The 23569-nt window shown below is 64.0% G+C and carries 19 protein-coding genes and 1 pseudogene; 13 read left to right on the top strand and 7 right to left on the bottom strand.

All coding sequences use genetic code 11. The annotated features are described in order from the left end of the window. Positions 1-13: 13 nt before the first annotated feature. Complete coding sequence (locus tag NE850_RS01875) at positions 14-2329, bottom strand: FdhF/YdeP family oxidoreductase (RefSeq protein ID WP_310698379.1); 2316 nt, start codon at positions 2327-2329, stop codon at positions 14-16. Positions 2330-2496: 167 nt separating this feature from the next. Here NE850_RS01875 and NE850_RS01870 point away from each other — a divergent pair. Further along, a pseudogene (locus NE850_RS01870) lies at positions 2497-3931 on the top strand (PLP-dependent aminotransferase family protein). A gap of 19 nt (positions 3932-3950) precedes the next feature. Then, positions 3951-4259, top strand: coding sequence for a helix-turn-helix transcriptional regulator (locus NE850_RS01865; RefSeq protein WP_007181221.1), 309 nt, complete (start codon positions 3951-3953; stop codon positions 4257-4259). Positions 4260-4338: 79 nt separating this feature from the next. Here the strand turns inward: NE850_RS01865 and NE850_RS01860 are convergent, their stop codons facing one another. Beyond that, positions 4339-5088 carry an SDR family oxidoreductase gene (locus NE850_RS01860; RefSeq protein WP_007181222.1) on the bottom strand — a complete coding sequence of 250 codons (750 nt, stop codon included), beginning with the start codon at positions 5086-5088 and terminating at the stop codon, positions 4339-4341. Between the two features lie 266 nt (positions 5089-5354). Between NE850_RS01860 and NE850_RS01855 the strand changes: the two genes are divergently transcribed. Both NE850_RS01855 and NE850_RS01850 read left to right on the top strand, forming a co-directional pair. Next, a complete protein-coding gene (locus tag NE850_RS01855; RefSeq protein ID WP_165186598.1) occupies positions 5355-6485 on the top strand; it encodes a BMP family ABC transporter substrate-binding protein in 1131 nt (376 codons plus the stop codon). Between the two features lie 42 nt (positions 6486-6527). Continuing rightward, entirely contained in the window at positions 6528-7070 is a 543-nt protein-coding gene (locus tag NE850_RS01850) for a nucleoside deaminase (protein WP_007181224.1), read from the top strand. Between the two features lie 121 nt (positions 7071-7191). On the opposite strand, the gene NE850_RS01845 is transcribed toward NE850_RS01850, so the two are convergent. Continuing rightward, the gene (locus NE850_RS01845; protein ID WP_007181225.1) at positions 7192-7782 is read right to left on the bottom strand and encodes a lysozyme inhibitor LprI family protein; all 591 of its coding nucleotides are present in this window, start codon (positions 7780-7782) and stop codon (positions 7192-7194) included. 296 nt (positions 7783-8078) lie between these two features. On the opposite strand from NE850_RS01845, the gene NE850_RS01840 reads away from it, so the two are divergent. The 5 genes from NE850_RS01840 (at position 8079) to NE850_RS01820 (ending at position 14016) form a co-directional block, all read left to right on the top strand. Further along, the gene (locus NE850_RS01840) at positions 8079-8801 is read left to right on the top strand and encodes an SH3 domain-containing protein (RefSeq protein WP_007181226.1); all 723 of its coding nucleotides are present in this window, start codon (positions 8079-8081) and stop codon (positions 8799-8801) included. Positions 8802-9053: 252 nt separating this feature from the next. Further along, complete coding sequence (locus NE850_RS01835) at positions 9054-11363, top strand: bifunctional diguanylate cyclase/phosphodiesterase (protein WP_007181227.1); 2310 nt, start codon at positions 9054-9056, stop codon at positions 11361-11363. Positions 11364-11588: 225 nt separating this feature from the next. Further along, positions 11589-11777 (top strand): hypothetical protein, encoded by a 189-nt coding sequence (locus NE850_RS01830; RefSeq protein WP_007181228.1) that lies wholly within the window; start codon positions 11589-11591, stop codon positions 11775-11777. 126 nt (positions 11778-11903) lie between these two features. Continuing rightward, positions 11904-13304, top strand: coding sequence for an FAD-containing oxidoreductase (locus tag NE850_RS01825; RefSeq protein ID WP_007181229.1), 1401 nt, complete (start codon positions 11904-11906; stop codon positions 13302-13304). Between the two features lie 136 nt (positions 13305-13440). Beyond that, positions 13441-14016, top strand: coding sequence for a TMEM175 family protein (locus NE850_RS01820; RefSeq protein WP_007181231.1), 576 nt, complete (start codon positions 13441-13443; stop codon positions 14014-14016). 48 nt (positions 14017-14064) lie between these two features. Here the strand turns inward: NE850_RS01820 and NE850_RS01815 are convergent, their stop codons facing one another. Next, complete coding sequence (locus NE850_RS01815) at positions 14065-14889, bottom strand: IclR family transcriptional regulator (RefSeq protein WP_007181232.1); 825 nt, start codon at positions 14887-14889, stop codon at positions 14065-14067. Between the two features lie 153 nt (positions 14890-15042). Here NE850_RS01815 and NE850_RS01810 point away from each other — a divergent pair, with 153 nt between their 5' ends. Genes NE850_RS01810 through NE850_RS01795 form a run of 4 tightly spaced genes read left to right on the top strand, consistent with a single transcriptional unit; the run spans position 15043 to position 18536 of the window. Next, positions 15043-15807, top strand: coding sequence for an ABC transporter substrate-binding protein (locus tag NE850_RS01810; RefSeq protein WP_007181233.1), 765 nt, complete (start codon positions 15043-15045; stop codon positions 15805-15807). A 29-nt stretch (positions 15808-15836) separates the two neighbouring features. After that, a complete protein-coding gene (locus tag NE850_RS01805) occupies positions 15837-16493 on the top strand; it encodes an amino acid ABC transporter permease (RefSeq protein ID WP_007181234.1) in 657 nt (218 codons plus the stop codon). Next, complete coding sequence (locus tag NE850_RS01800) at positions 16490-17236, top strand: amino acid ABC transporter ATP-binding protein (RefSeq protein ID WP_310698378.1); 747 nt, start codon at positions 16490-16492, stop codon at positions 17234-17236. Before NE850_RS01805 ends, NE850_RS01800 begins: the two co-directional genes overlap by 4 nt. 7 nt (positions 17237-17243) lie before the next feature. Continuing rightward, on the top strand, positions 17244-18536 hold the full coding sequence (locus NE850_RS01795; RefSeq protein WP_310698377.1) for an FAD-binding oxidoreductase: 1293 nt from the start codon (positions 17244-17246) through the stop codon (positions 18534-18536). A gap of 12 nt (positions 18537-18548) precedes the next feature. Here the strand turns inward: NE850_RS01795 and NE850_RS01790 are convergent, their stop codons facing one another. The 3 genes from NE850_RS01790 to NE850_RS01780 all read right to left on the bottom strand — a co-directional run bounded on the left by NE850_RS01790 (position 18549) and on the right by NE850_RS01780 (position 23428). Continuing rightward, a complete protein-coding gene (locus NE850_RS01790; protein ID WP_007181237.1) occupies positions 18549-19685 on the bottom strand; it encodes an FUSC family protein in 1137 nt (378 codons plus the stop codon). Between the two features lie 9 nt (positions 19686-19694). Then, the gene (locus tag NE850_RS01785; RefSeq protein ID WP_007181238.1) at positions 19695-20600 is read right to left on the bottom strand and encodes an AEC family transporter; all 906 of its coding nucleotides are present in this window, start codon (positions 20598-20600) and stop codon (positions 19695-19697) included. Positions 20601-21007: 407 nt separating this feature from the next. Next, positions 21008-23428 (bottom strand): glucose/quinate/shikimate family membrane-bound PQQ-dependent dehydrogenase, encoded by a 2421-nt coding sequence (locus NE850_RS01780; RefSeq protein ID WP_310698376.1) that lies wholly within the window; start codon positions 23426-23428, stop codon positions 21008-21010. Positions 23429-23569: the final 141 nt, after the last annotated feature.

The following is a 23569-nucleotide window of genomic DNA, read 5'->3' as shown; positions in this document are numbered from 1 at the left end:
CAGGTCTCGCGCATCAGGCAGCAACCGCCTCGACCGCGGAAGCCGTCAACAAAACAGGAATGGACTTCGAGGTCGGCGTTCCCGCGCCGTCGGCGACCGACGAGAGCGGCACCAGCGGATTCGTCTCCGGGTAATACGCACCGAGACAGCCGCGCGGAATGTCGTACTCCACGAGCAGAAAACCTTCCGCGCGACGCTCGATTCCATCGGCCCACACGCTCGTGATATCCACGCGTTGTCCCGCGACGAAACCGAGCATCGCGAGGTCGTCCTTGTTGGCGAACAGCACGCGACGCTGTCCATACACGCCGCGATAGCGGTCATCGAGGCCGTAGATCGTCGTGTTGTACTGATCGTGCGAGCGCGTCGTCATCAAGGTCATCAGCCGCTCGCCATGCGCTTTGCGTGCCTGGTGAATCGGTGTGGCCACATCGATCGCATGCACGAGGAACTGGGCCTTGCCGCTCGGCGTTTTCCAGATCCGCTCGCGCGACGCCACGCCCAGATGAAAACCGCCAGGGTTCTTCAGGCGCTCGTTGTAGTCCGTGAACCCCTCGATCACCTTGGCGATGCCGTCGCGAATCAGCGAATAGTCCGCCGCGTGGGCGAGCCAATCCACTTTCTCGCTGCCGAGCGTCGCATGCGCCATGCGCGCGACGATCGCGATCTCCGACAGCAGATTCTCCGACGCCGGCTTGTTCATGCCGTACGAGATATGCACCATGCTCATCGAGTCCTCGACGCTCACCCCTTGCGCGACACCGTTCTGCAAGTCGATCTCGGTACGGCCGAGCGTCGGCAGGATCAGCGCGTCGCGGCCATGCACGAGGTGGCTGCGGTTCAGCTTGGTGGTGATGTGCACGGTGAGATCGCACGAACGCATTGCGTCCCACGTGCGCGGCGTGTCCGGTGTCGCAATCGAGAAATTGCCGCCGAGCCCGATGAACACCTTCACCTTGCCGTCGAGCATCGCCTGAATCGTATTGACGACGTCGAGTCCATGCTCGCGCGGCGGCTCGAAATCGTAGACCTCACCGAGCTTGTCGAGAAAAGCCTGAGTCGGTCTTTCCTCGATGCCGACTGTGCGGTCGCCCTGCACGTTAGAGTGCCCACGCACCGGGCAGAGGCCCGCGCCACGCCGGCCGATATTGCCGCGCATCATCATCAGGTTCGACAGGATCTGGACCGTCGGCACCGAATTCTTGTGCTGCGTGAGGCCCATGCCCCACGTCGAAATCACCGCGCGTCCCTTCACGTAGATGTCGGCGAGCTTCAGCACGTCTTCGAACGGCACGCCCGCTTCGGCGACGATGGTGTCCCAGCTTTCGGCGCGCAGATCGTCGGCGAATGCGTCGATGCCCACGGTGTGTTCGGCGATGAACGCGACGTCGAGCACCCGTTCGAGACCCGAAGCCAAAGCTTCGTCGTCGAGCTCGACCACACGCTTGGCGACGCCCTTGATCAGCGCGAAATCGCCGCCGACCTTCGGGCGAATGAACACGGAGCTGATCTTCGTGCTGCCCATCGTCAGCATTTCCACCGGGTGCTGCGGGCTCGCAAAGCGCTCCAGGCCGCGCTCCTTCAGCGGATTGATCGACACGATCGTCGCGCCGCGCCTGGCGCACTCGCGCAGTTCACCGAGCATCCGCGGATGGTTGGTGGCCGGGTTCTGGCCGAAGATCAGCAGCGTGTCGGCGTGTTCGAAGTCATCCAGCGTGACCGTGCCTTTACCGATGCCGACCGTATGCGGCAAGCCGCGGCTGGTCGCCTCGTGGCACATGTTCGAGCAGTCGGGGAAGTTGTTGGTGCCGTACATGCGCACGAACAACTGGTACAGGAACGCGGCTTCGTTGCTCGCGCGCCCCGAGGTGTAGAAGGCGGCGCGGTCCGGATCGCCGAGCCGCTTCAGGTGAGCGGCGATCAGGTCGAATGCTTCGTCCCAGCCGACCGGCACGTAACGGTCGCGCAGGGCGTCGTAGACGAGCGGGTCGGTCAGACGGCCATGCTGTTCCAGTTCGAAGTCGGACTGCGTCATCAGTTCGGCAACCGTGTGCTCCTCGAAGAACGCCGGCGTCACGCGCTTGCCGGTCGCCTCGGCGGCCACGGCTTTCACGCCGTTCTCGCAGAACTCGAAGGTGGACGCGTGCTCGCGATCCGGCCATGCACAGCCGGGGCAATCGAAGCCGTCCGGCTGGTTCTGTTTGAGCAGCATGCGGTAGTCGCCGCCCGTCACCTTTTCCTTGATGAGGTTGATGGCGACGTACTTGAGCGCCCCCCAGCCGGCGGCGGGATGCGTATACGGTTCGATGCGAGCTTCGGGTTTCTTCATGATGTGCCGCCAATCGGGCTTGACGAGGCTGTTGAGCCGACAGGTGCAAGCCTACTGTGTTCCAAAAAGCGCGCAGCATACAGAAAATTGGAAAGGGAAGGGATACAGTTGCCTGATTTTTGTCATAGACTGGCGTTCCAACCCACGTCTTTGTTTGATCCAGGCCCTTGAACCTGTACGAAAAACTCGCCGACGAAATAACGCAAGCCGTGCGCCACGGCGTGTTCGCGGCCGGCGAGCGGATTCCGTCCGTGCGGCAGGCGAGCCAGCAGCACGGCGTCAGTATCAAGACGGTGTTGCACGCGTACGCGTTGCTGGAAAGCCGTGGGATTGTCGAAACCCGCCCGCAGTCGGGCTATTTCGTGCGGGACGCCGCAGCAAGGTCGGTGGCGCTCGAAGAGCCGCGGCCGGGCCGCCTGCCCGCGCCCCCCAACGCAGCCGGTGGCTGCGGCGGTGGATGTGAGCCGCCTTGTGCTGTCCACCTTGCGCAGCATCCGCGCGCACGACGCCGTGCCGTTCGGCTCGCCGTATCCGGATCCCTCGCTGTTTCCGTGGCGGCGCATCAACCAGTACGCGAACGCGATTGCGCGGCGCCACGCGAGCTGGAATCTGATCGACGATCTGCCGCCCGGCAACCCCGAGCTGATCCGGCAGATCGCCCGGCGCTACGCCGAGAACGGTGTGCCGGTCGATCCCGGCGAAATCATCATCACGCTCGGCGCGACCGAAGCGATCAACCTGAGCCTGCAGGCGGTCGCCAAACCCGGCGACACGGTGGCGGTCGAATCGCCCACCTATTACGCGATGCTGCACGCCATCGAGCGTCTGGGCATGCGCGCGATCGAGGTGGCGACGCATCCGGTCGACGGCATCGATATCGAGGCGCTCGCGCGGGTGATCGCCGAACAGAAGATTGCGGCCTGCATGGTGATGCCGAACTTCCAGAATCCGCTCGGCTTCCGCATGCCCGACGCGCGCAAGCGGCAACTGGTGGAACTGCTCGCCGCGCAAGAGATTCCCGTGATCGAGAACGACGTCTATCAGGAGCTGTACTTCGGCGAAACCCGGCCTTCGACCTTGAAGAGCTTCGACACCAAAGGGCTGGTGCTGCATTGCGCGTCGTTTTCGAAGAGCCTGACCGCGTCGTACCGGATCGGCTGGGCGCTGCCGGGGCGTTATCGCGCGCAGGTCGAGAAGCTGAAGTTTCTCAATACGCTGACCACGCCGTCGGTGCCGCAAGTCGCGGTCGCCGACTATTTGCGCCAGGACGGCTACGACCGGCATCTGCGGCACGTGCGCAAGGTCTACCGGCAGCAGGCGAGCATCATGATGGCGATGGTGCAGCGATTTTTCCCCGAGGGCACGCGCATGTCGACGCCGCAAGGTGGCTACGTGCTCTGGGTCGAGTTGCCCGAACGCGTCGATTCCATGCGGCTCTATCAGGCGGCGCTCGCACGCAGCATTACGGTCGGGCCGGGCATGATGTTTTCGACGCGCAACGATTTTCGGCATTTCATCCGGCTCAACTACAGCTATCCGTGGACGGCGCAGACCGAGGCGGCATTGAAGACGCTCGGCGAACTGGTCACGCAGATGGCATGACAACGAGGAGACACTCACCATGCAAGACGACGAACTCGATCCGGTGCTGGTCGCCGTGCTGGAACAGCTATGGCGCGCGCATCGGGAAACGCCGGGCGGGGCCTGGTCGCTCGCCAAACTGTCGAAGCAGGCGGGCGTGCCGATGAGCGGCTTGCGGCGGCAGTTGACGGCGCTCGTCGACGGTGAGCTGGTGCATACCACCTTCAGCGAGGAGGGCACCGGGACGGCGCGCCTGAGCGAGCTCGGCGAAAGTCTGTGCGCCGAACTGTTCGGCGACGGCGAGACTCCCGGTGAGGACCAGCCGGATCCGCCGCCGAAGCTTCATTGAAGTGTGCCCGGCTTTACCGGGCCAGCGCCGTGGGCCGGGCCGCCGCTGTGCGCGCCGGCCGCCTCGCCTGGGCGTGCCCTCAAAGCTGACTCATACCGCCGTCGGCGATGATTTCCGTGCCGACGATAAACGCCGATTCCGGCGCGGCCAGATGCAGCACGGTCGAGGCGATTTCCTCCGGCGTGCCGAACCGGCCGACCGGCACCTGGCCGAGAATCTGCGCGGCGGTGGCTTCGAGCGCGGCGGCGTCGAGGCCGAGCTTGCCGTACAACGGCGTTTGCACCGGGCCGGGGCTCACGACGTTGACGCGCACGCCCTGCGGCAGCAATTCCGATGACAGCGTCTTCGCCAGCGAAATCACCGCGGCCTTGCTCGCCGCATACACGGACGACGCCGGCATGCCGATATGGGCGTTGATCGAACCGTTGATCACGATCGACGCGCCGCGATTGAGTAGCGGCAACAGTGCCTGAATCTGGAAGTAGGCGCCTTTGACGTTGGTGTTGAACATCGCGTCCCAGAAGGCTTCGTCGACGTCCGGGAAGGGCGCGAATTTTGCCGTGCCGGCATTGACGAAGACCGCGTCGAGCCGGATGCCGGCCGCGCGGACCGCCGCCGCCAGTTCATGCGCGGAGGCCACCGAGCCGGCCTCGTTGCGCACCGCGACGGCATTGGCGCCGAGCGCCGCTCTGGCGGCTTCGAGCGCGGCGGCGTCGCGGCCGGTGATGACGACGCGGGCGCCTTCATCGGCGAATGCTTTGGCCGCGGCGAAGCCGATGCCGCTGCTGCCGCCGGTAACGAGAACCGACTTGTTCTGGAAGCGGGTCATTTTGTTTCTCCGAAAGAGTTTTGCGGGTTGGTGAGAGTGATATTGCGCCTGCGGAAGGTGCTTGTCGTACCACTTTGCCGATGCACTCGTTCGAAGGCGTCGAACATGTTCCCCAGAGACCAGAATACGGGTTTCGTTATGGGCGGGATAACGAATAATAATTTTTCTGCTGAAATTGGCCTTCGAATATGGCCCCCTATGCTGGAGCCTTGCCCGGGTCATCCCGAGCGCTGGGGCAGGCACCTTCAACCATCTTCGGAGAATCCATGAAAACCACGCTGGCGCGAGCGCTGCATCATTCACTGCGCATCAAAACCGTTCGAACCGTACTCGCCGCGGCGCTTGGCGCGACCCTGGCGTTCAGCGCCGCGGGCGCGGCGGCCGCCACCACGCAGCCGATCGGCATCGCCTTCGTCTATCTCGGCAATCCGGGCGACGCCGGCTGGACCTATGCGCACGAACAGGGCGTGAAAGAGGTCGAGGCGAAATTCGGCGACAAGGTCAAGGTGACGCGCGTCGAGAACGTGCCGGAGTCGGCGGATTCGGAGCGCGTGTTTCGCGATCTGGCGTCCAAGGGCAACAAGATCGTGGTGGGCTCGAGCTTCGGGTTTCAGGATTTCGAACTGAAGGTCGCCAAGGACTTCCCGGACACCGTGTTCGAGCATGCAACCGGTTATAAGAAAGCCGCCAACTTTGCCACCTATGACGTGCGGACCTATCAGAGCGCTTACCTGGCCGGCCTCGTCGCGGGCTATACGACCAAGTCGAACACGCTCGGGTTTGTCGGCTCGGTGCCGGTGCCCGAAGTGGTGCGCAACATCAACGCGTTCACGATGGGCGCACGCTCCGTCAATCCGAAAGCGCGCGTGAAGGTGGTGTGGATCAATAGCTGGTTCGATCCGGGCCGCGAAAAGCAGGCCGCTGAAACGCTGATCGGCCAGGGCGCCGACGTGCTGATCCAGAACACCGATTCGACCGCGACCATGCAGACCGCCGAGCAGAAGAAGGTGCATGCGTTCGGCTGGGACTCGGATATGAAGAAGTTCGGGCCGAATGCGCAACTGGGCGCATGCGTGAGCAACTGGGGCGTGTACTACACGCATCTGGTGGAGCAGGTGATGTCGGGCACATGGAACAACTCGCCGGTGTGGTGGGGGCTGAAAGAGAAGGCGATCGATCTCGCCGACATCAATACTGAAGCCGTTTCGCCGGCCGCGCAGAAAGCCTTGAGCCAGAAGCGCGACGACATCATTTCCGGCAAGTTCAATCCGTTTGCCGGTCCGATCATGGATCAGTCCGGCGCGGTGAAGGTCGCCGCCGGCAAGTCGCTGAGCGATCCGGAACTGCTGCGTTTGAACTGGTTCGTGCAGGGTGTGGACGGTTCACTGCCGAAGTGAAATTTGCTTCGCTAATCTAACTATTATTCAAGGAGATCGCCCGTGAGTCCGACCGTCTCGACGCAGGCCGCCGCAGCGGCCGCGAACTATCCGCCGCAGGGTTTGACGCCCACGCACGAGCAGATGGTGCGGCATCTGCGGCATTCGAGCCGGGTGGCCGAACGGGCGACGCTGCTAGGGCATCATCCGTTCGGCGCGGTGCTGGTCGGCCCGGACCAGGAGACCGTGCTGATGGAGCAGGGCAACGTCGACACGGTGAATCACGCCGAGTCGGTGCTGGCACGCGTGGCCGCGCTGAACTTCACGCCGGAGTATTTATGGAGTTGCACGCTGTACACGTCAGTCGAGCCTTGCTGCATGTGCGCCGGGACGATGTATTGGGCCAATATCGGCCGGGTCGTGTTCGGCATGACCGAAAAGCGGTTGCTGGAAGCGACCGGCGATCACGCCGAGAATCCGACCATGAGCGTGGATTGCCGGTATGTCTTCGATCATTGCCAGAAACCGGTCGAGGTGATCGGGCCGGTAGCTGAGATGGAGGCCGAGGTGATGGGAGTTCAGCGTCGATTCTGGAGTAGCCGGTAGCGGTATTTCATGATTTCGCGAGAGCGGCGCTTCTGCGGAATTGAGGCGGCGTTGCTCGCGGGTCTCGCGCAAGCGAGCGTCCATGCATGCCCGCAGCGCGGCCCGCACGCGCGACAGCTTCCTATTGTGCAGCGTCCACCTGCAATTGCGCCGGCGCCAGCATGGCGACGCCGCAGAACCAGTCGCCGTCATGCGGCGGGTATTTCCATTGACTGCCGTTCTTCTTGAGTACGGCGGAACACTGTTCGTTCACCACGATCCCAGGATTGGCCGCCGTGCACTGATGCGTCGCCATGCCGACGGCTTGCACGGGCGCCGTGAGCGGCGTGCGCCGCGTGGCCGGTTCGGCCGGCTTTGCGGACGGTGTTGCAACTGGCGGCGGCGTCCCCGCTTGCAGGCTTTCCACGAGCTTTTGCAGCTCTTCGATACGCGTCGCGTACCACGTCCCCAGGCACGCCGCATCGCGGCAATTGCCTTCCCGCCATGCCCACTTGCTGTCGCTATCGGTGAGAAAGGCGCGCCGGTTGGCGACTCTTCGCCGTGCTTTCCAGTACAGTTGCCCCAGCGCGTCGTCGAGCTTCGAGAGCGCGGGGTCGCTGCAAATGATTTTCTCGGTCAGCGAGCGCCCCCGGTTGCAGTCGAAGCTGGCGGCGTGGGCGAGCGGATGCGTGAGCATCAGCGCGGCAAGCAGAAGCGGGCGGAGGCGGTTCATCGCGGTCGGGCCAGTGCATGGTTTTTTCATGCAACGGATGATCGGCCGGATTGCCGTTACCCGGACGCCCGAAAAACGCGTGACTTCGGCAGGGTGGTTACCAGATCTTGCCTGACGGGGACGGCGGGAGCGTCGAGAAAGGGGAAATGAACGCGTTCAGGCATGCGCCGTGCGTCCAGTCTTTGAATAAATGCGTCTCGCAGCAGCGCAGTGAGTTGCGCAAGAAAGAAGCAGCACTCATGACACACCAGCAAAGCGGACCGGCAGCGGAACACGGCCTTGAATCGGGAGAAAGAATGAAACAACGCCTCGTTCGATGTCTTTGTGCGGTGGCTGGCGTGCTGGCGTTGCCGGCCGCAGCCTGCGCCCAGTCGCAGGCTTACACCAATGGCACCGTCAACGTGCGGGCGGGTCCGGCCTCCGATTACCCGATCGTGACGCAACTGCCGGGCGGCGTGCCGGTGACCGTGATGGGGTGCATCAGCAACTATCAGTGGTGCGATGTCGCCGCGCCGGACCTGCGCGGCTGGGTCTATGCCGGGCGGCTCAGCTATCCCTATCAGGGCGGCAACGTGCCGGTGATGACGTACGGCACGGTGATCGGCCTGCCGATCGTGACGTTCTCGATCGGCACGTATTGGGGCAACTATTATCGCGGGAGGCCGTGGTACGGCCAGCAATCGCGCTGGGCGCATCATCCGCCGCCGCCTCCGCCGCGCCCTGGCGCCGGCAGGCCGCCGGGTGGCCGTCCGCCGGGTGGGCCGCCGCCGGGGCACGGCGGAGCGAGACCGCCGGGGAACGTCGGTGGCAGGCCACCGGGCGGGCAACCGGGGAACGTCGGTGGTAGGCCACCGGGCGGCCAGCAGGGTAACGCTGGTGGTAGGCCACCGGGCGGGCAGCCGCCGGAGAACGCTGGTGGACGGCCACCGCAAGGCGGTGGAGGCAGGCCGCCGGGTGGTGAAAACGGTGGCGGCGGACGAGGCGGTGGTGGAGGGCGCCCACCGGACCAGCACGGCTGATCGAGCCCACGCCGCCGGCCTCACCCCGGGAAGTCGTCGTGACAAGCCGGAGCGGGTTCGTGTTTCAACTCACCATCAGGCGATAGCGGATACCGTCATCCTGTCCCGACAACGGCAATATCCGGTCGGACAACGGCGAGGCCAGATCACCGGAACGGTCCGCGATGTGCGAAGAATACACTCGCACCGCTCGCGTAAACCCCCGTGTGCCGCGTACACTAAGTTGCCGATGTCGGGTTAGGGGGCGCACAAATGACTTGCGAAGCGACATCAGAAAACACGATGGGAGCGGCGCCTGAGGGCACCCGCTACGGCGCGAATCTCGCCGAAGGGGTGCTGGCCTCGGAGCGCACGGTGCTGCGTTTGATTACACGCAACACGCCGCTGCCGGAATTGCTGGACGAAGTATGCCGCCGCGCGGAAGCGCTGCTGGGGGAAGGCGCGTCCTGTTCCATCCTGCTGCTCGACGCCGATGGCATGCACGCCAGAGTAGGCGGCGCGCCGTCGCTGCCTAAACACTTCAGCGCGGCGATCGACGGGGTGGCGATCGGTCCGCAGGCCGGCTCGTGCGGCACCGCCATGTTCGAGCGGCGGCTCATCGCCGTCGAAGATATCGAAACCGATCCGTTGTGGGCCGACTTCCGGCACCTCGCGTTGCCGCTCGGCCTCAGAGCCTGCTGGTCGGTGCCCTTTGAAAACGATTCCGGCGCGGTGCTCGGCGCATTCGCGGTGTACTACCGCAAGTCGCGCCGTCCCAGCGCCGAAGAAGAGGCCATGCTGCGCGATATCAGCCGCAGCGTGGGTCTGGCGGTGCATCAGGACACGATGGCGCAGCGGCTCGCGCACAGCGAGGAGCATCACCGCCTGGTAGTCGATCACCTGATCGAAGGGATCGTCGTGCAGTCGCGCGCAGGCGTGGTGCTGGCCTGCAATCCGAGCGCGCAGCGCATTTTGCGGGCAACGCCGCAGATCGTCGGCCGCAGTATTCACACGGTGATGGTGCGCGCTTATCACGAGGACGGTTCGGTCGTCACCGAGGCGGTTCGCCCGACCACCCAGGTGCTGGCAACCGGCAAACCCATGCTTGGCGTCACGATCGGCGTGGAGTTGATTGGCGGCGACATCGTCTGGATCACCGAGAACGTGGTGCCGATCATCAAGCCGGGCGAGAGCGAACCCAGTTCGGTGCTGATCTCGTTTACCGACATCGGCCCCGTGCGCGAAGCGCAACGGCAGCTCAAGTTCCTCGCCACCCGCGATTCGCTCACCGGCCTTTATAACCGCGCCTATCTGACGGAGAGGCTGCGCGATCTGTTCTCGCTCGATACGTCTTCCGGCATGGGCGAACTGGCGAGCGTCGCGGTGCTGTTCGTCGACCTGGACGGCTTCAAGAAGGTCAATGACACCGCCGGTCACGAGGCCGGCGACTCCCTGCTATGCAGCGTGGCGGAGCGGCTCGCGGCGTGCATCTCGACCGAGGACACGCTCGCGCGCGTAGGCGGCGACGAGTTCGTGATCGTGGTCAGCGCGTATGAAAATACCGGGCATCTGATCGGCCTCGCACAGCGCATTCTCGACATGATCGCGGTGCCGTTCGCGGTGGCGGACAACGAGTACTATCTGGGCGCGTCGATCGGCATCAGCCGCTTTCCCGAAGACGGGCAGGACGTGGCCACGCTGCTGCGCAACGCCGATTCGGCGATGTATCACGCCAAGCAGCGCGGCCGCAACAACTTCCAGTTCTTCACCGCCGAGCTGAACCGGCAGTTGCAACGCCGCTTCACGATCGAACAGTCGCTGCGGCGCGCGCTCGCCGCCAACGAGCTGAGCCTCGTGTATCAGCCAATCGTCGATAGCCACGACGGCCGCACGATCGGCGCGGAGGCGCTGCTGCGCTGGTACAACAGCGAGCTGGGCAACGTGTCGCCGGTGGAATTCATCCCCGTGGCCGAAGACGCGGGGCTGATCGTGGAGATCGGCAACTTCGTGCTGGCTCGGGCCTGCGAACAGGTGGCGCAATGGCGGCGCACGCTGGCGCCCGAACTGATCGTCGCGGTGAATCTGTCGCCCCGGCAGTTCAACGACGGCCTGGTGGAGCGCATCCAGCGCTGCCTGATACAAACCGGACTCGAACCGGCGGCGCTGGAACTGGAGATCACCGAACGGCTGCTGATGAGCGACAGCGAAACCGTCTTGCCTATGCTGAGCGCGCTGAACGCGATGGGGGTGCGTATTTCCGTCGACGATTTCGGCACCGGTTATTCGTCGTTGTCTTATCTGAAGCGCTTTCCGCTGCATAACCTGAAGATCGATCGCTCGTTTGTCGTCGGCTTGCCGGATCATCGCGATTCCATTGCGATTACGCAGGCGGTGGTGGCGATGGCGCACTCGCTCGGCATGAACGTCACCGCCGAAGGAGTGGAAACCGCCGAACAGGCGGCCTTTCTGCGCGCGATCGACTGCGACAAGCAGCAGGGCTATTTCTATAGCCGCCCGGTCGGGGCCAGCGCGTATGCCCGCAGTTTGTGGGACGCGCAGGTCGGTCTCGCCGACGCCTCCTGAGCCGGCCGGCGGCCTCGCGCGCCAGCCCGGCGCCTTGCCTGGCCTCGCGGACGCGGGAACCCGCCGCGCCCGGCCGCCCGCGTCCGGACTTGATTGTTCGGTTTGACAAACAAGTGCCTTCGCGTTAGCGGTATTTATCCGCGACTACAGTCTCCCTACAATCCTCCCATCGAAACGTGAATCAGCGCGAAGCCGAAGCGGCGCCGCGCTACGGGAGTTGTTGTCATGCCAGCTTTGATCAGGAACCAGCTTTACCGGCCGTCGGTGGTATTGCCGATGGTCGCCCTCATGCAGGTGATGGTGTCGCAGGATTTCAACCTGGGCCAGGTCGGCTGGGTCATGGCGTCCCGTGGCGCGCAGGCCGCGCTGCAACGCTCGCGTGAATTGATCTGCGCTGCGCATTGCCACGACTGAGCGTCGCGCACGGCAAAGGGCAACAAAAACGGGCAACAAACTGAGGCAATCGACAACCCGGCGTGGTGATTCGAGGCGTGGAGGGTAAGATGCTACGACCTGCACTCCAGCCACGGGAGCGTTGCCATGCCACAGCACTTCAATGCAGTCGTAATCGGTACGGGACAAGGCGGCTCGCCGCTTGCGGTGCGTCTCGGTCAAAGCGGCCGCAAAACCGCGGTCATTGAGCGCGGGGCCTTCGGCGGCACGTGCGTGAACGTGGGCTGTACGCCGACCAAATCTTATGTCGCAAGCGCTCGCGCAGCGCATGTCGCGCGCCATTGCGCGGAACTCGGCGTGCAGGTGAGCGGCGCGATCAGCGTCGATCTGGCCGCGGTCAAGGCGCGCAAGGACAGTATCATCGGGCAGTCGCGCGACGGCGTCGAGAAATGGCTGCGCGGCGCGAAGAACGTGAGCGTGTTCAACGGCCACGCGCGCTTCACCGGCGCGCATACGCTTTCTATCAGCGGTCCGGACGGCAAGCTGCTCGAGGAGATCAGCGCCGACGAAATCTTCATCAATACCGGCACGCGCGCCGTCGTGCCGCCGCTCGAAGGTCTCGGGCGGATTCGCTACTACACCAACTCCAACCTGCTTGAGCTGACGGAATTGCCGGATCATCTGGTGATTGTCGGCGCCAGCTATATCGCGCTCGAATTCGCGCAGATCTTTCGCCGTTTCGGCAGCCGTGTGACGGTGCTGGTGCGCGGCGAACGCGTGCTGACCCGCGAGGACGCCGATTTTGCCGAATCCGTGCACAAGGTGCTCGCCCGCGAGGGTGTGGAGTTCCGCTTTGGTGTGCAGCCTTCGCGGGTCGAGCCGCATCCGCATCACCCGAACGAAGTGTGTATCGGCTTCGAGCAGAACATTCCCGCGCTCGAAGCGTCGCACCTGCTGTTCGCCACCGGCCGTGCGCCGAATACCGACGATCTCGGCCTCGCGGCCGCCGGCATCACGACGGACCGGCACGGCACGATTCCGGTCGACGGCCAGTTGCGGACCAACGTGCCGGGCGTGTGGGCCATCGGCGACGTGAACGGGCGTGGTGCTTTCACCCACACGTCCTACGACGACTTTCAGATCGTCGCCGCCAATCTGCTCGACGGCGGCGCGCGCAGTGTCGATACGCGGATCATGGCGTATGCGGTGTTCGTCGATCCGCCGCTGGCACGCGTGGGGGCTTCGGAGGCCGAGGTGCGCAAATCGGGCCGCGCCGCGCTGATCGCCACCATGCCGATGTCGCGGGTGGGCCGCGCGCGTGAACGCGGCGAGACCGACGGCTTCATGAAAGTGATGGTCGACAGCGAGAGCAGGCAGATTCTCGGCGCGGCCATTCACGGCATCGAAGGCGACGAGGCGATTCATACCTTCATCGACATCATGGCGGCGGGCGCGCCGTATCCGACCTTGCAGTACGCCATGCATATTCATCCGACCATCAGCGAACTGGTGCCGACCTTGCTCGACGGGCTCAAGCCCATGAAGTGAGTTTCAACACGCGAGCCGGTCTGGAACACGTCGACAAAGCGGCGCGGCATCGCACATAATCGGCAGCGGCGCGGGTCGTCCGCGGGGCGCGGGCGAGCGGTGCGCTCAACCGTATTCATCATCAGGAATCCAACCGATGGGCAAAGGACGTGTCGAAGCCTTCAGCGATGGCGTGATCGCCATCATCATCACGATCATGGTGCTCGAGTTGAAGGTGCCGGAAGGCTTCGATCTCGCGGCGCTGCGTCCGCTGCTTCCCGTGTTCTGCGCGTACGTGCTGAGCTTTATCTACGTCGGCATCTACTGGAACAATCATCATCACATGTTCCATGCGGTGCAGAAGGTCAACGGCGCCGTGTTGTGGGCCAACCTCCATCTGCTCTTCTGGCTGTCGCTGCTGCCGGCCGTCACGCATTGGGTCGGCGAAAACCATCTGGCCTCCTGGCCGACCGCCATGTACGGCGTGGTGCTGTTCATGTCGGCGATCGCATATTTCATCCTGACGCGCGTGCTGATTCGCGAGCACGGCAAGGACTCGACGATTGCCAAAGCGGTCGGCAACGACTTCAAGGGCAAGGTCTCGGTGGTGATCTATCTGGCGGGCATTGCGCTGGCTTTTGTCGTGCCGTGGGCCTCGGCCGCGCTCTATACGCTTGCCGCCGCCTGGTGGCTGGTGCCGGACCGGCGCATCGAACACGTGCTGGAAGCCTGAGCGCGGCGCCCGCGTTGCCGCCGGATTGCGGAACGGGGGCACGTCCCCTCAGGCAAGCGTCCTGATCGAATTGCTGATGCCGCGTGCGCAATCGATCACCGCGGGCGCGAGCCGTGCCTCCGCTTCCGCCGCTGTCCAGCGGCTCGTCGGCGCGACGACGTGAACCGCGCCGACCGGCCGGCGCTCGCCGTCGAGCACGGCCGCCGCGATCGTCATATCGCCGATGAACAGTTCCTCGCGGTTCGACGCATAGCCATTGAGCCGTCCAAGCGCGAGCCGCGTCTCGATCTCGTCGAGATCCGTCACGGTGTATTGCGTATGCGCGACGCGGTCGCTGGCCAGCAGCAGCGTGCGTGACTCGTTGTCCGGGAGCGCCGCGAGATACGCCCGTCCCGACGCCGTGCAGTACATCGGAATGCGGCTGCCGATCGGCATGTGGATCGGCACGAACTTCATACACACGAACCGCGCCACATAGACCATGTCGACGCCATCCGGCTCGGTCAGATTGGTTGTCTCGCCGGTGACATTGGTGAGTTCGGACAGAAACGGATTGGCGACGTCGATCAGCGTGTCGGCAGCCAGGTAGTTGAAGCCGATCTGCATCACGCGCGGCGCCAGTTGATAGCGCCTCGTACGCGGATGCTTTCTCACATAGCCGAGCTTTTCCAGCGTGTAGATCATGCGCTGCGCGGAGCTTTTGGTGATCGACGTTGCCTCCGCGACTTCCGGCAGTGTCATCGACCTGCGCTGGGCGCTGAACGCGCGCAGCACCGCGATTCCCTTCTCCAGCGACTGATTGAACAGTGCGTCCGGCGGTTCTTCCGGCTCCTGGGGCGCTTCCGTCTCCGGGCTGAGTTGCTTGCGTGTCATGGAATCACCCCATTGTTTTCGCCTGCTACCGACTTTATCATATCGAATATCGATACGCAAATTTCGTTTGTCGATATTTTTGACTCGAATATCATGCTTCAAATGATGGATACCGATATTCCGATCGGCCGTCTTCAACTCGTGGAGAGACTCATGTTCCAGTTCGCCAAACGCTTCGCCAGTGTCTTTGCAACAGGATTGCTGCTCGCCGGTGCGCCGGCCTTGTCTGTGGCCGCCACCACGTACGAAGTTGGAGCGACCGCCACCGGCGTGCCGTTCACCTTTCTCGATGTGAAGACCAATTCGATTCAGGGCCTTCTGGTCGATGCGATCACCGCGACGGGCAAGGCGGCGGGCTTCGACGTCAAGATCGAGCAGACCACGTTCTCGGCGCTGATTCCGTCGCTGACCACGAAGAAGATCGACATCATCTCGGCGGCCATGCTAAAAACGCCGGCGCGCGAGCAGATCGTGGATTTCTCCGACACCGTGTATTCCTATGGCGAAGGCCTGATCGTGCGCGCCGACGACAAAGGCCAGTACACCTCCATGGACGATCTCAAGGGCGAGGTGGTCGGCGCGCAGGTCGGCACCGCGTTCGTCGACGCGTTGAACAAGAAGGGCATCTTCAAGGAAGTGCGCACCTACGATTCAGTCGCCGACATCATGCGCGACGTCGCACTCGGCCGCATCAAGGCGGGCTTCGGCGACCATCCGATTCTGGCCTACCAGCTTCAGCACAATCCGAATCCGCAATTGCGGCTGGTCAGCGGATATCAGCCGTCGGTGAAAGGCCAGGTGTGTTTTGTCGTGCGCAAGGGCGACACGGCGACGCTGGAGCAATTGAACGCCGGCATCAGAAAGATCAAGGCCGACGGTACGCTCACGCAGATCGTCAAGAAGTGGCAGGTGGAATGACGTCGTTTTCCGAATAAGGACGGTCCGCCATGTTCTTCCAGAACGCCATCGAGTTTTTGCCGATCCTGCTCAAAGGCGCGGTTGTCACGATCGAGATCACCTTCTGCTCGTTCGTTCTGAGCACGGTGCTCGGCCTGGTGCTCGCGCTCATGCGCGTGTCCGACAACCGCGCCGTATCGAACGCCGCCGCGACTTTCATCAACGTGATTCGCGGGCTGCCCATCATCGTTCAGCTCTTCTACATCTACTTTGTGCTGCCCGATCTCGGTGTGCAGTTGTCGGCGTTCCAGGCCGGTTTCATTGGTCTCGGCGTCGCGTACTCGGTGTATCAGGCGGAAAACTTTCGCGCGGGCATCCAGGCGATCGATCCCGGGCAGATCGAAGCGGCGCAGTCCATCGGCATGCGCGGCGCGATGATCATGCGGCGCGTGGTGTTGCCGCAGGCGTTCCGAATCTCACTGCCGGCGTACGGCAATACCCTCGTGATGATGCTCAAGGACTCGTCGCTCGCGTCGACCATCACCGTCGCCGAAATGACGCGCGCCGGGCAGCTTATCGCGTCGTCGACGTTCCAGAACATGACGGTTTTCACGCTGGTCGCGCTGCTTTACCTTGGGCTCAGCCTGCCACTCGTCTATGGATTGCGGCGGATCGAACGCCGCCTCGGATTGAAGGGAAAACGATGATCAGGGTCGACGCGATTCACAAGCGCTTTCACGATCAGCACGTGCTGAAAGGCGTCAGTCTGAGTGTCGAACGCGGCCAGGTCGTGTGTCTGATCGGTCCGTCCGGATCGGGCAAGTCGACGCTGCTTCGTTGCATCAACGGACTGGAGCGGCATGACGCCGGGACGATCACCCTCGAAGGCAATGCCGTCGACGCGAAATCGAAGCAGATCCACGACCTTCGCGCGCAGGTCGGCATGGTGTTCCAGCGTTTCAACCTGTTTCCGCATCGAACCGCACTGGAAAACGTGTTCGAAGGCCCCGTGTTCGTCAGAAAGGAAGCGCGTACACAAGCCCGCGAGCGAGCCCGCCATCTGCTCGACAAGGTCGGCCTCGCGCACCGCATGAACGCTTACCCGGCCGAAATGTCGGGCGGACAGCAGCAGCGTGTGGCGATTGCGCGCGCACTGGCCATGCAGCCGAAGGCGATTCTCTTCGACGAGCCCACCTCGGCACTCGACCCGGAACTGGTGGGCGAAGTGCTCGGCGTCATGCGCCAACTCGCCGACGACGGCATGACCATGATCGTCGTCACCCATGAAATGGGCTTTGCGCGTGAAGTGGCCGACCGTGTGTGTTTTCTTCATGACGGCACGATCCATGAAGAAGGGTCAGCCGCCGATCTGTTCGAACGTCCGCGCAATCCTCGCACACGCGAATTTCTCGGCAGGATGCCCGTGCTTACCGAAGCCCCCCGGATTTGAATACACCATGAGCCTGGTTGAAGTTGCAGAACCGCTGCCTCCCTCTCTCTGGGCGGCAACGGCGGAACCCGCCGTAGATACGCCGCCGCTCGATGACCCGGTCACGGCGGACGTGGCGATCGTCGGCGCCGGTTACACGGGTTTGTCGACGGCCTTGCATCTGGCGGAACAAGGCCTGCGGGTCTGTGTGATCGACGCCAACGAGCCCGGTTGGGGCGCGTCCGGCCGTAACGGCGGCCAGGTGATTCCCGGCCTGAAATACGATCCCGACGAACTCATCCGGCGCTTCGGCCCACGCGATGGCGATGCGCTCGTGCAGATGGCGGGCGGCGCCGCGGATTCGGTTTTCGATCTGATCGGGCGCCACGGCATTCAGTGCAACGCCACGCGCGCCGGCTGGATCCAGCCGACCCATTCGGCCAGGCTGCTCGGCACGCTTCACAGCCGGGCGCAGCAGTGGGCGGCGCGCGGCGCGCCGGTCGAACTGCTGGACCGTGCGCAGATATCGAGGCGGCTCGGCACGGACGCATTCGTGGGCGGTTGGGTGGATTTGCGCGCGGGCAGCGTGCATCCGTTGAGCTACGCACGCGGCCTCGCGCGCGCGGCGCAGACGGCAGGCGCGGCGATCCACGGCGGAACTCGCGCCGCGAGCGTGGAGCGGGGCCCGAAGGGGTGGCGCATTCGCACGGCGCAGGGTCCGCTCATCGATTCGAAACAGATCCTGCTGGCAACCAACGGTTATACCGATGGCCTTTGGCCGCGCCTCGCGCAATCAGTGATCGCAGCGAACAGCTTTATCGTCGCAACGAAGCCGCTGCCCGACGAGGTTGGCGCAACGATTCTGCCCGGTGGCGAAGTGGCTTCCGATTCACGGCGCCTGCTGCTCTATTTCCGCAAGGATGCCCACGGGCGTCTGTTGATGGGCGGGCGCGGCCCTTTTCGCGAGCCTCGCAGCGCCGCGGACTGGATGCATCTCGAGCGTGCCGCCCGGCTGATGTTTCCACAACTGAAGAACATCGGATACGAATACCGGTGGGCCGGCCGGATCGCCATCACACGCAATTTCTTGCCGCACGTGCATGTGCCGGCTGAAGGCATGACCATCGCGCTTGGATACAACGGACGCGGCATTGCAATGGCGACGACATTGGGAAAGCATCTGGCCGCTTTGATCGGCGGGACGACACGCGGCTTGCCGCTTCCGCCCACGTCTATCGAGCCGATTCCGTTTCATGCGTTGCAGCGGTTCTATATCAGTGCCGGCGTGGCGTGGTATGGATTGCTCGATGCGCTGTCGTGAATGGGTCGATGGTCATACTCGCCGCGTAAACGGCCCGCTGCTAAAAATGCTGCTGACCAGGCCCAGCACCACGGCCAGCGCGACGATGCCCGAAGCGACGCCGATCAAACGGTCATAAGCCACGCTGACGTCGTCGCTCAGCCACACGGTATCGTGGACGAAAGCGAGAATGACCACCGCTCCCAGTTGCGTGCCGACATAACTTATATTCAGATCGGCGAAACGGAGATGGCACGCCACCCAGATCGACGCGCATAAAGCGATCATGCAGTAGACCATGTGCCCCGCCGTAAAAGGCATGACCGCGAGCACGATGACGCTGCCGAAAAGGCAGCCAAGCAGACGGTGGCACATTCGCAACACGACGGCATCCAAAGACCATGCGCCCCGGACATCGAGTGGGACCAGAAGGGTGACGAGCGCCGTCGTCATTGCCTGGGCAAATCCGTCGAGCGGATACTGGTAGGCGAAATACGCCAGCACGGATAAAGTGGCCGCCCCAACAATGGTGTGGCGCAGGCGACCGAGTGTCGGGCCGGACGGTGAGGCGGACGTCACTGGCGAAGCGCTCGGAGCCGGAGCCGCGATGCCCGTCCGGCGTCCAGACAGGCGCAGCACGATACGGGACAGCGCACTGATCATCCAGTAAGCGGTCGTGCCTGCTACGGCGTTGACGCTCAGCGCTTTCACCACAGCCAGAGGATCGGTTTCAGTGTGTGCGTGCACTGCGGCAATCATGAATATGGCCAGCGCCGTGCATAAGATCCACATGAAGCTTGCCGCACGGCTCGTCGCCAGATAGAGGCCAACCACGGAGAGGCAGGTGATCGAAACGACGAACAGGCCGACCTCGCCGGCCACGTGCTGTGACAGTACCCATCCGATGAACGCGCCGCAGACCGATCCGGCGATTTGCTGCATTCCCTGGCTGGCTGCCGCCTTGAGTTCGAGGCCTGTGAGCGAGAATGCGCAGATGGCGGCCCACCAGACTTCGCCAAGGCCGATCCAATGGGCGACATAGACGGCGAGGACCGTCGAGAGCATCGCGTCCGCGCATCTAGGCGCGCGCTCGAATACTTTCGCCAGCGAGAGTTCAGTGTGAAAGCCCCGGAGCGTATTCAGTACAGCCGTCAGCGCGATATTTTTCATTCGGTTGACCTACAGATGGCCGATAGCCGACCACCACGCCAGGGCGCTCGCAATGGACAGCGGCACTCCCAAACCGATCAGCAACGCGACCAGATCGGGCTCGAGATCGTGATCGATGGCAATGATACTGGCGCCGAGCATGGGCGGCATGGCCATCTCGAGCATGGCAACCTGCGCGACGGGATCGCTGGCTCTGCTCACGGCGACATAGGCGACCAGGATCGCGAGCGGTGCGAGAAGAAGCCGGAACCCCAGTCCGACCAGAAGTGCGCCGATGCGTCCGGCAATACGGTCGACGCGCAGCGCGTATCCGACGGCAGCGAGCGCCACGGGCGTCAGCGTATTGGCCAGCGAGTCGATTGTTTGTGTCAGCCACTCCGGCCGTTCCAGATGATTGGTCGCGAACGCGATGATGATCGCGAAAAACGGTGGAAACGTTGCGATCCGCAGGACAACCGCGCGCCAGTTCATGCGCCCGGTGCTTGCGACAGTCGCCACCACCAGTCCAAGCGTGGACAGCGCAAGATACGAACCGAGCAGATCGATCACGATGCCCAGCCCTAGCCACTGGCTTCCTGCAAAGGTGGCGATCATTGGCAGGCCGACAAAAGAAGTATTGCCCCAGCCTCCCACCAGTACCAACGCACCCGTTCGCCGGGCCGACCAGCCGAGGCTGCGGCAAAGCGGAACGAGCACGATGATCGCAAGTATCGCTCCGGCCCACGGTGTGAGCGCCGCGAGCCACCAGTCGGCACGCACGGACACCTGGTGAAGACTGCGTATGGCGGCGGCCGGCAACGCGACGTTGATCACCCATCCGCCCAACACCTTGGAGGCGTTCTCCGGCAGCCTGTGCGTCAGGCGAAGTAACACGCCGATCAGGAGGCAGACAAAGAGCAAGATTATCGGGTGCATTGCCACGCTCGCTGATCTGGTGAGTGGATCGAAGCCATTGTGCCCGCCGTGCAGTTGCGCGATGGCGAAATGCTCAATTCATTGTGCTGCCCGCTTGAGCGGTAACGGTTCGAATGCGAATGGAAGGAAATGAGCGCGCCGGATACCGTGAGCCGTTCAAGACAGGAGCATTGTCAACCAGGGTTCAGGGTGGACGCGGAGATTGGCTCGGCAAGCGTATGGATTGTCGGGCAAAGCAGCAGGTCATGGCGCTCGAAGAGCCGGTCGATCCACCTTCCCGCGAGGTGTCGACCGTGTCGGGCATAGACGTGGAGCGCTACGTCTATGCCATTGCAGTCAGATCAGAGGTCGAGCGAAACGCCGATGCGCTTCCTTCGGGCGCAGCGCGCCGCGCCCGAAGGAAGCCGTTACTCCGGCAACGCGTAAGCCATCACGTAATCGCCGAGCTTGGTGCCGAACGAACCATGCCCGCCCGCGGCGATCACGATGTACTGGCGGCCGTCGATGGAATAGCTCATCGGTGTGGCCTGGCCGCCCGCCGGCAGACGCGCGCGCCACAGTTCCTTGCCGTTGTTCACGTCGAACGCGCGGATGTAGTTGTCCGCAGTCGCACCGATGAACGCGACGCCGCCCGCCGTCACGATCGGACCGCCGAGCATCGGCATGCCCATCCTGAACGGCAGCGGAATCGGCGAGCTGTCGCGCACCGTGCCGATGCGCTTCTTCCACACGATCTCGTTGGTCTTCAGATCGACCGCCGAGATGTAGCCCCAGGCCGGCTGTTTGCACGGCAAGCCCAACGGCGAGAGGAACGGGTTCAGCGTCACGCCGTACGGCACGCCGTATTGCGGCTGGATGCCCGCTTCCGTGCCGCTGCCCTTTGCGCCCGGCTCCGGCTGCATCGGATTGCCTGGGCCGCGGGGGATCAGGCGCGAGACGAACGGCAGCGCAATCGGGTTGGCAATGGCGATCTGCCGGTCGGTATCGACGGCAATGCCGCCCCACTCGAACATGCCGAGGTTGCCCGGAAACACCAGCGTGCCCTGCAGCGAAGGCGGCGTGAACGTGCCTTCATACCGCAGCTTGTGAAACATCACGCGGCACACGAGCTGGTCGTACATCGTCGCGCCCCACATGTCGGCGTCGGTGAGCAGGTTCTTCGGGCGGAACGTGAGATCGGAGAACGGCTGCGTGGGCGAAACGTGGTCGCCGGGCGCGGCGCCTTGCGGCACCGGCATTTCGGGTGCGGGCACGACCGGCGTGCCGGTGCGGCGATCGAGCACGAACAGGTTGCCGGTCTTGGCGGGCGCATACACGACCGGCACGGTCTTGCCGTCCTTGCCGGCGATGTCGGCGAGCGTGGGCTGCGACGGCTGGTCCATGTCCCACAGGTCATGGTGCGCGGTCTGGTAGAACCAGGCCAGCTTGCCCGTCGACGCATGCAGCGCCAGCAGGCCACTCGCATAGCGCTCCTGCTCGGGCGTGCGGTTGCCGCCCCAGATGTCCGGCGTGGTCACGCCCATCGGCAGATAGATGAGGTCGAGCTTCGCGTCGTAGGCGGAGGGTGCCCACGAGTTCGGCGAACCGATGGTGTAGTGTTCGCCCGCGCCCGGAATCCTGTTCGGGTCTTGCGCGCCCGGATCGAACGCCCACAGCAACCGGCCGGTGCGCACGTCGAAGCCGCGGATCACGCCCGAAGGTTCGCGCGTCGAGAAGTTGTCTTCCACCGCGCCCGCCACGATGATCGCCGTGTTCGTGACGATCGGCGGCGAGGTCGGCTCGTACATGCCCGGCGTCGTGACCGGTTGCGCGTGCTGAAGGTCGAGATCGCCGTTGTTGCCGAAGCCCGCGCAGCGCTCGCCCGTCTGCGCGTCGAGCGCGTAGAGGTGGCCGTCGTTGACGGGCAGATAGATGCGGCGCATGCAGGCGCCGTTGGCCAGCGATGCCGCAGGGGCCGCCGGGGCGGTGTCGCTCGCGGGCGCGGCGGGTTGCGCGGTCGCGGCGCTTGCCGAAAAATCGATATACGACACGCCGCGGCAGGTCACGTGCTGGAACGACGGATCGGGCCGCAGTTTCGGGTCGAACTTCCATTTCTGCTCACCCGTCTTCGCGTCGAGCGCGAACAGGATCTGGTGGGGCGAACAAAGATAGAGCAGATTGCCGATCTTGATCGGCGTGACTTCATTGGTGATCTCGACCGGATCGTCCGGACCTTTCAGGTCGCCTGTGCGGAAGGTCCAGGCCACCTGCAGGTTCTTGACGTTTTCGGGCGTGATCTGCTGCAGCGGCGCGTAGCGCGTGCCTTCCTGGGTGCGGCCATAGGCTGGCCAGTCGGACGGATCGATGCCGTTCGGATTGGCGGCGGGCGTTGTGGCCGCTGCGCTCAGCGTGCCGTTGATCGTCTGCGGATCGTTGAAGCTCGCGTAGACCAGCACGCCGGCCCAGATCACGAGCGCACCGACTAGCGACGTTACGCCGAGCTTGCGCGGCGCGTCGAGGCGCCAGCTCACGAGCAGCAGCAGCCATACGCCGAACACCACGAGCACGCCGGAGCGCGGCGCGAGCGCCCAGAAGTCGGGCCCCGACTCCCACAGCGCCCAGATCGCCGTGCCGACCAGCACGAGTGCGTAGAGCGCGAGCGCCGCCGGACTGCGGCGGTACAGCAGCCAGGTCACGCCGAGCAGCACGACCCCGGCGACGACGTAATACGCGGACCCGCCGAGCGAAAGCAGCCATGCGCCGCCTATCAGCAGATAGAGCGCGGTGAGCGCAGTGAACAGCAGGGTGATGACGACGATGAAACCCGGCGATGTCGATTGTCTGGACATGATGACCTCATCCTTTTTCTTAAGGGTGCCGCTCGCACCGTCTGTCACGCGATGCCCGCGGCGCTCGTACGCCGGCGCGAACGCCGGCGATGCATCCGGCCGGTTCGCTGGGCTCGTGCAGGCCGGTAAAACAGTGAGGTG

This window comes from Paraburkholderia sp. USG1, from assembly GCF_031570135.1.
GTDB lineage: Bacteria > Pseudomonadota > Gammaproteobacteria > Burkholderiales > Burkholderiaceae > Paraburkholderia > Paraburkholderia dioscoreae.
The sequence above is the reverse complement of the archived record's forward strand: the minus strand, read 5'-3'. Positions and strand labels throughout refer to the sequence as shown.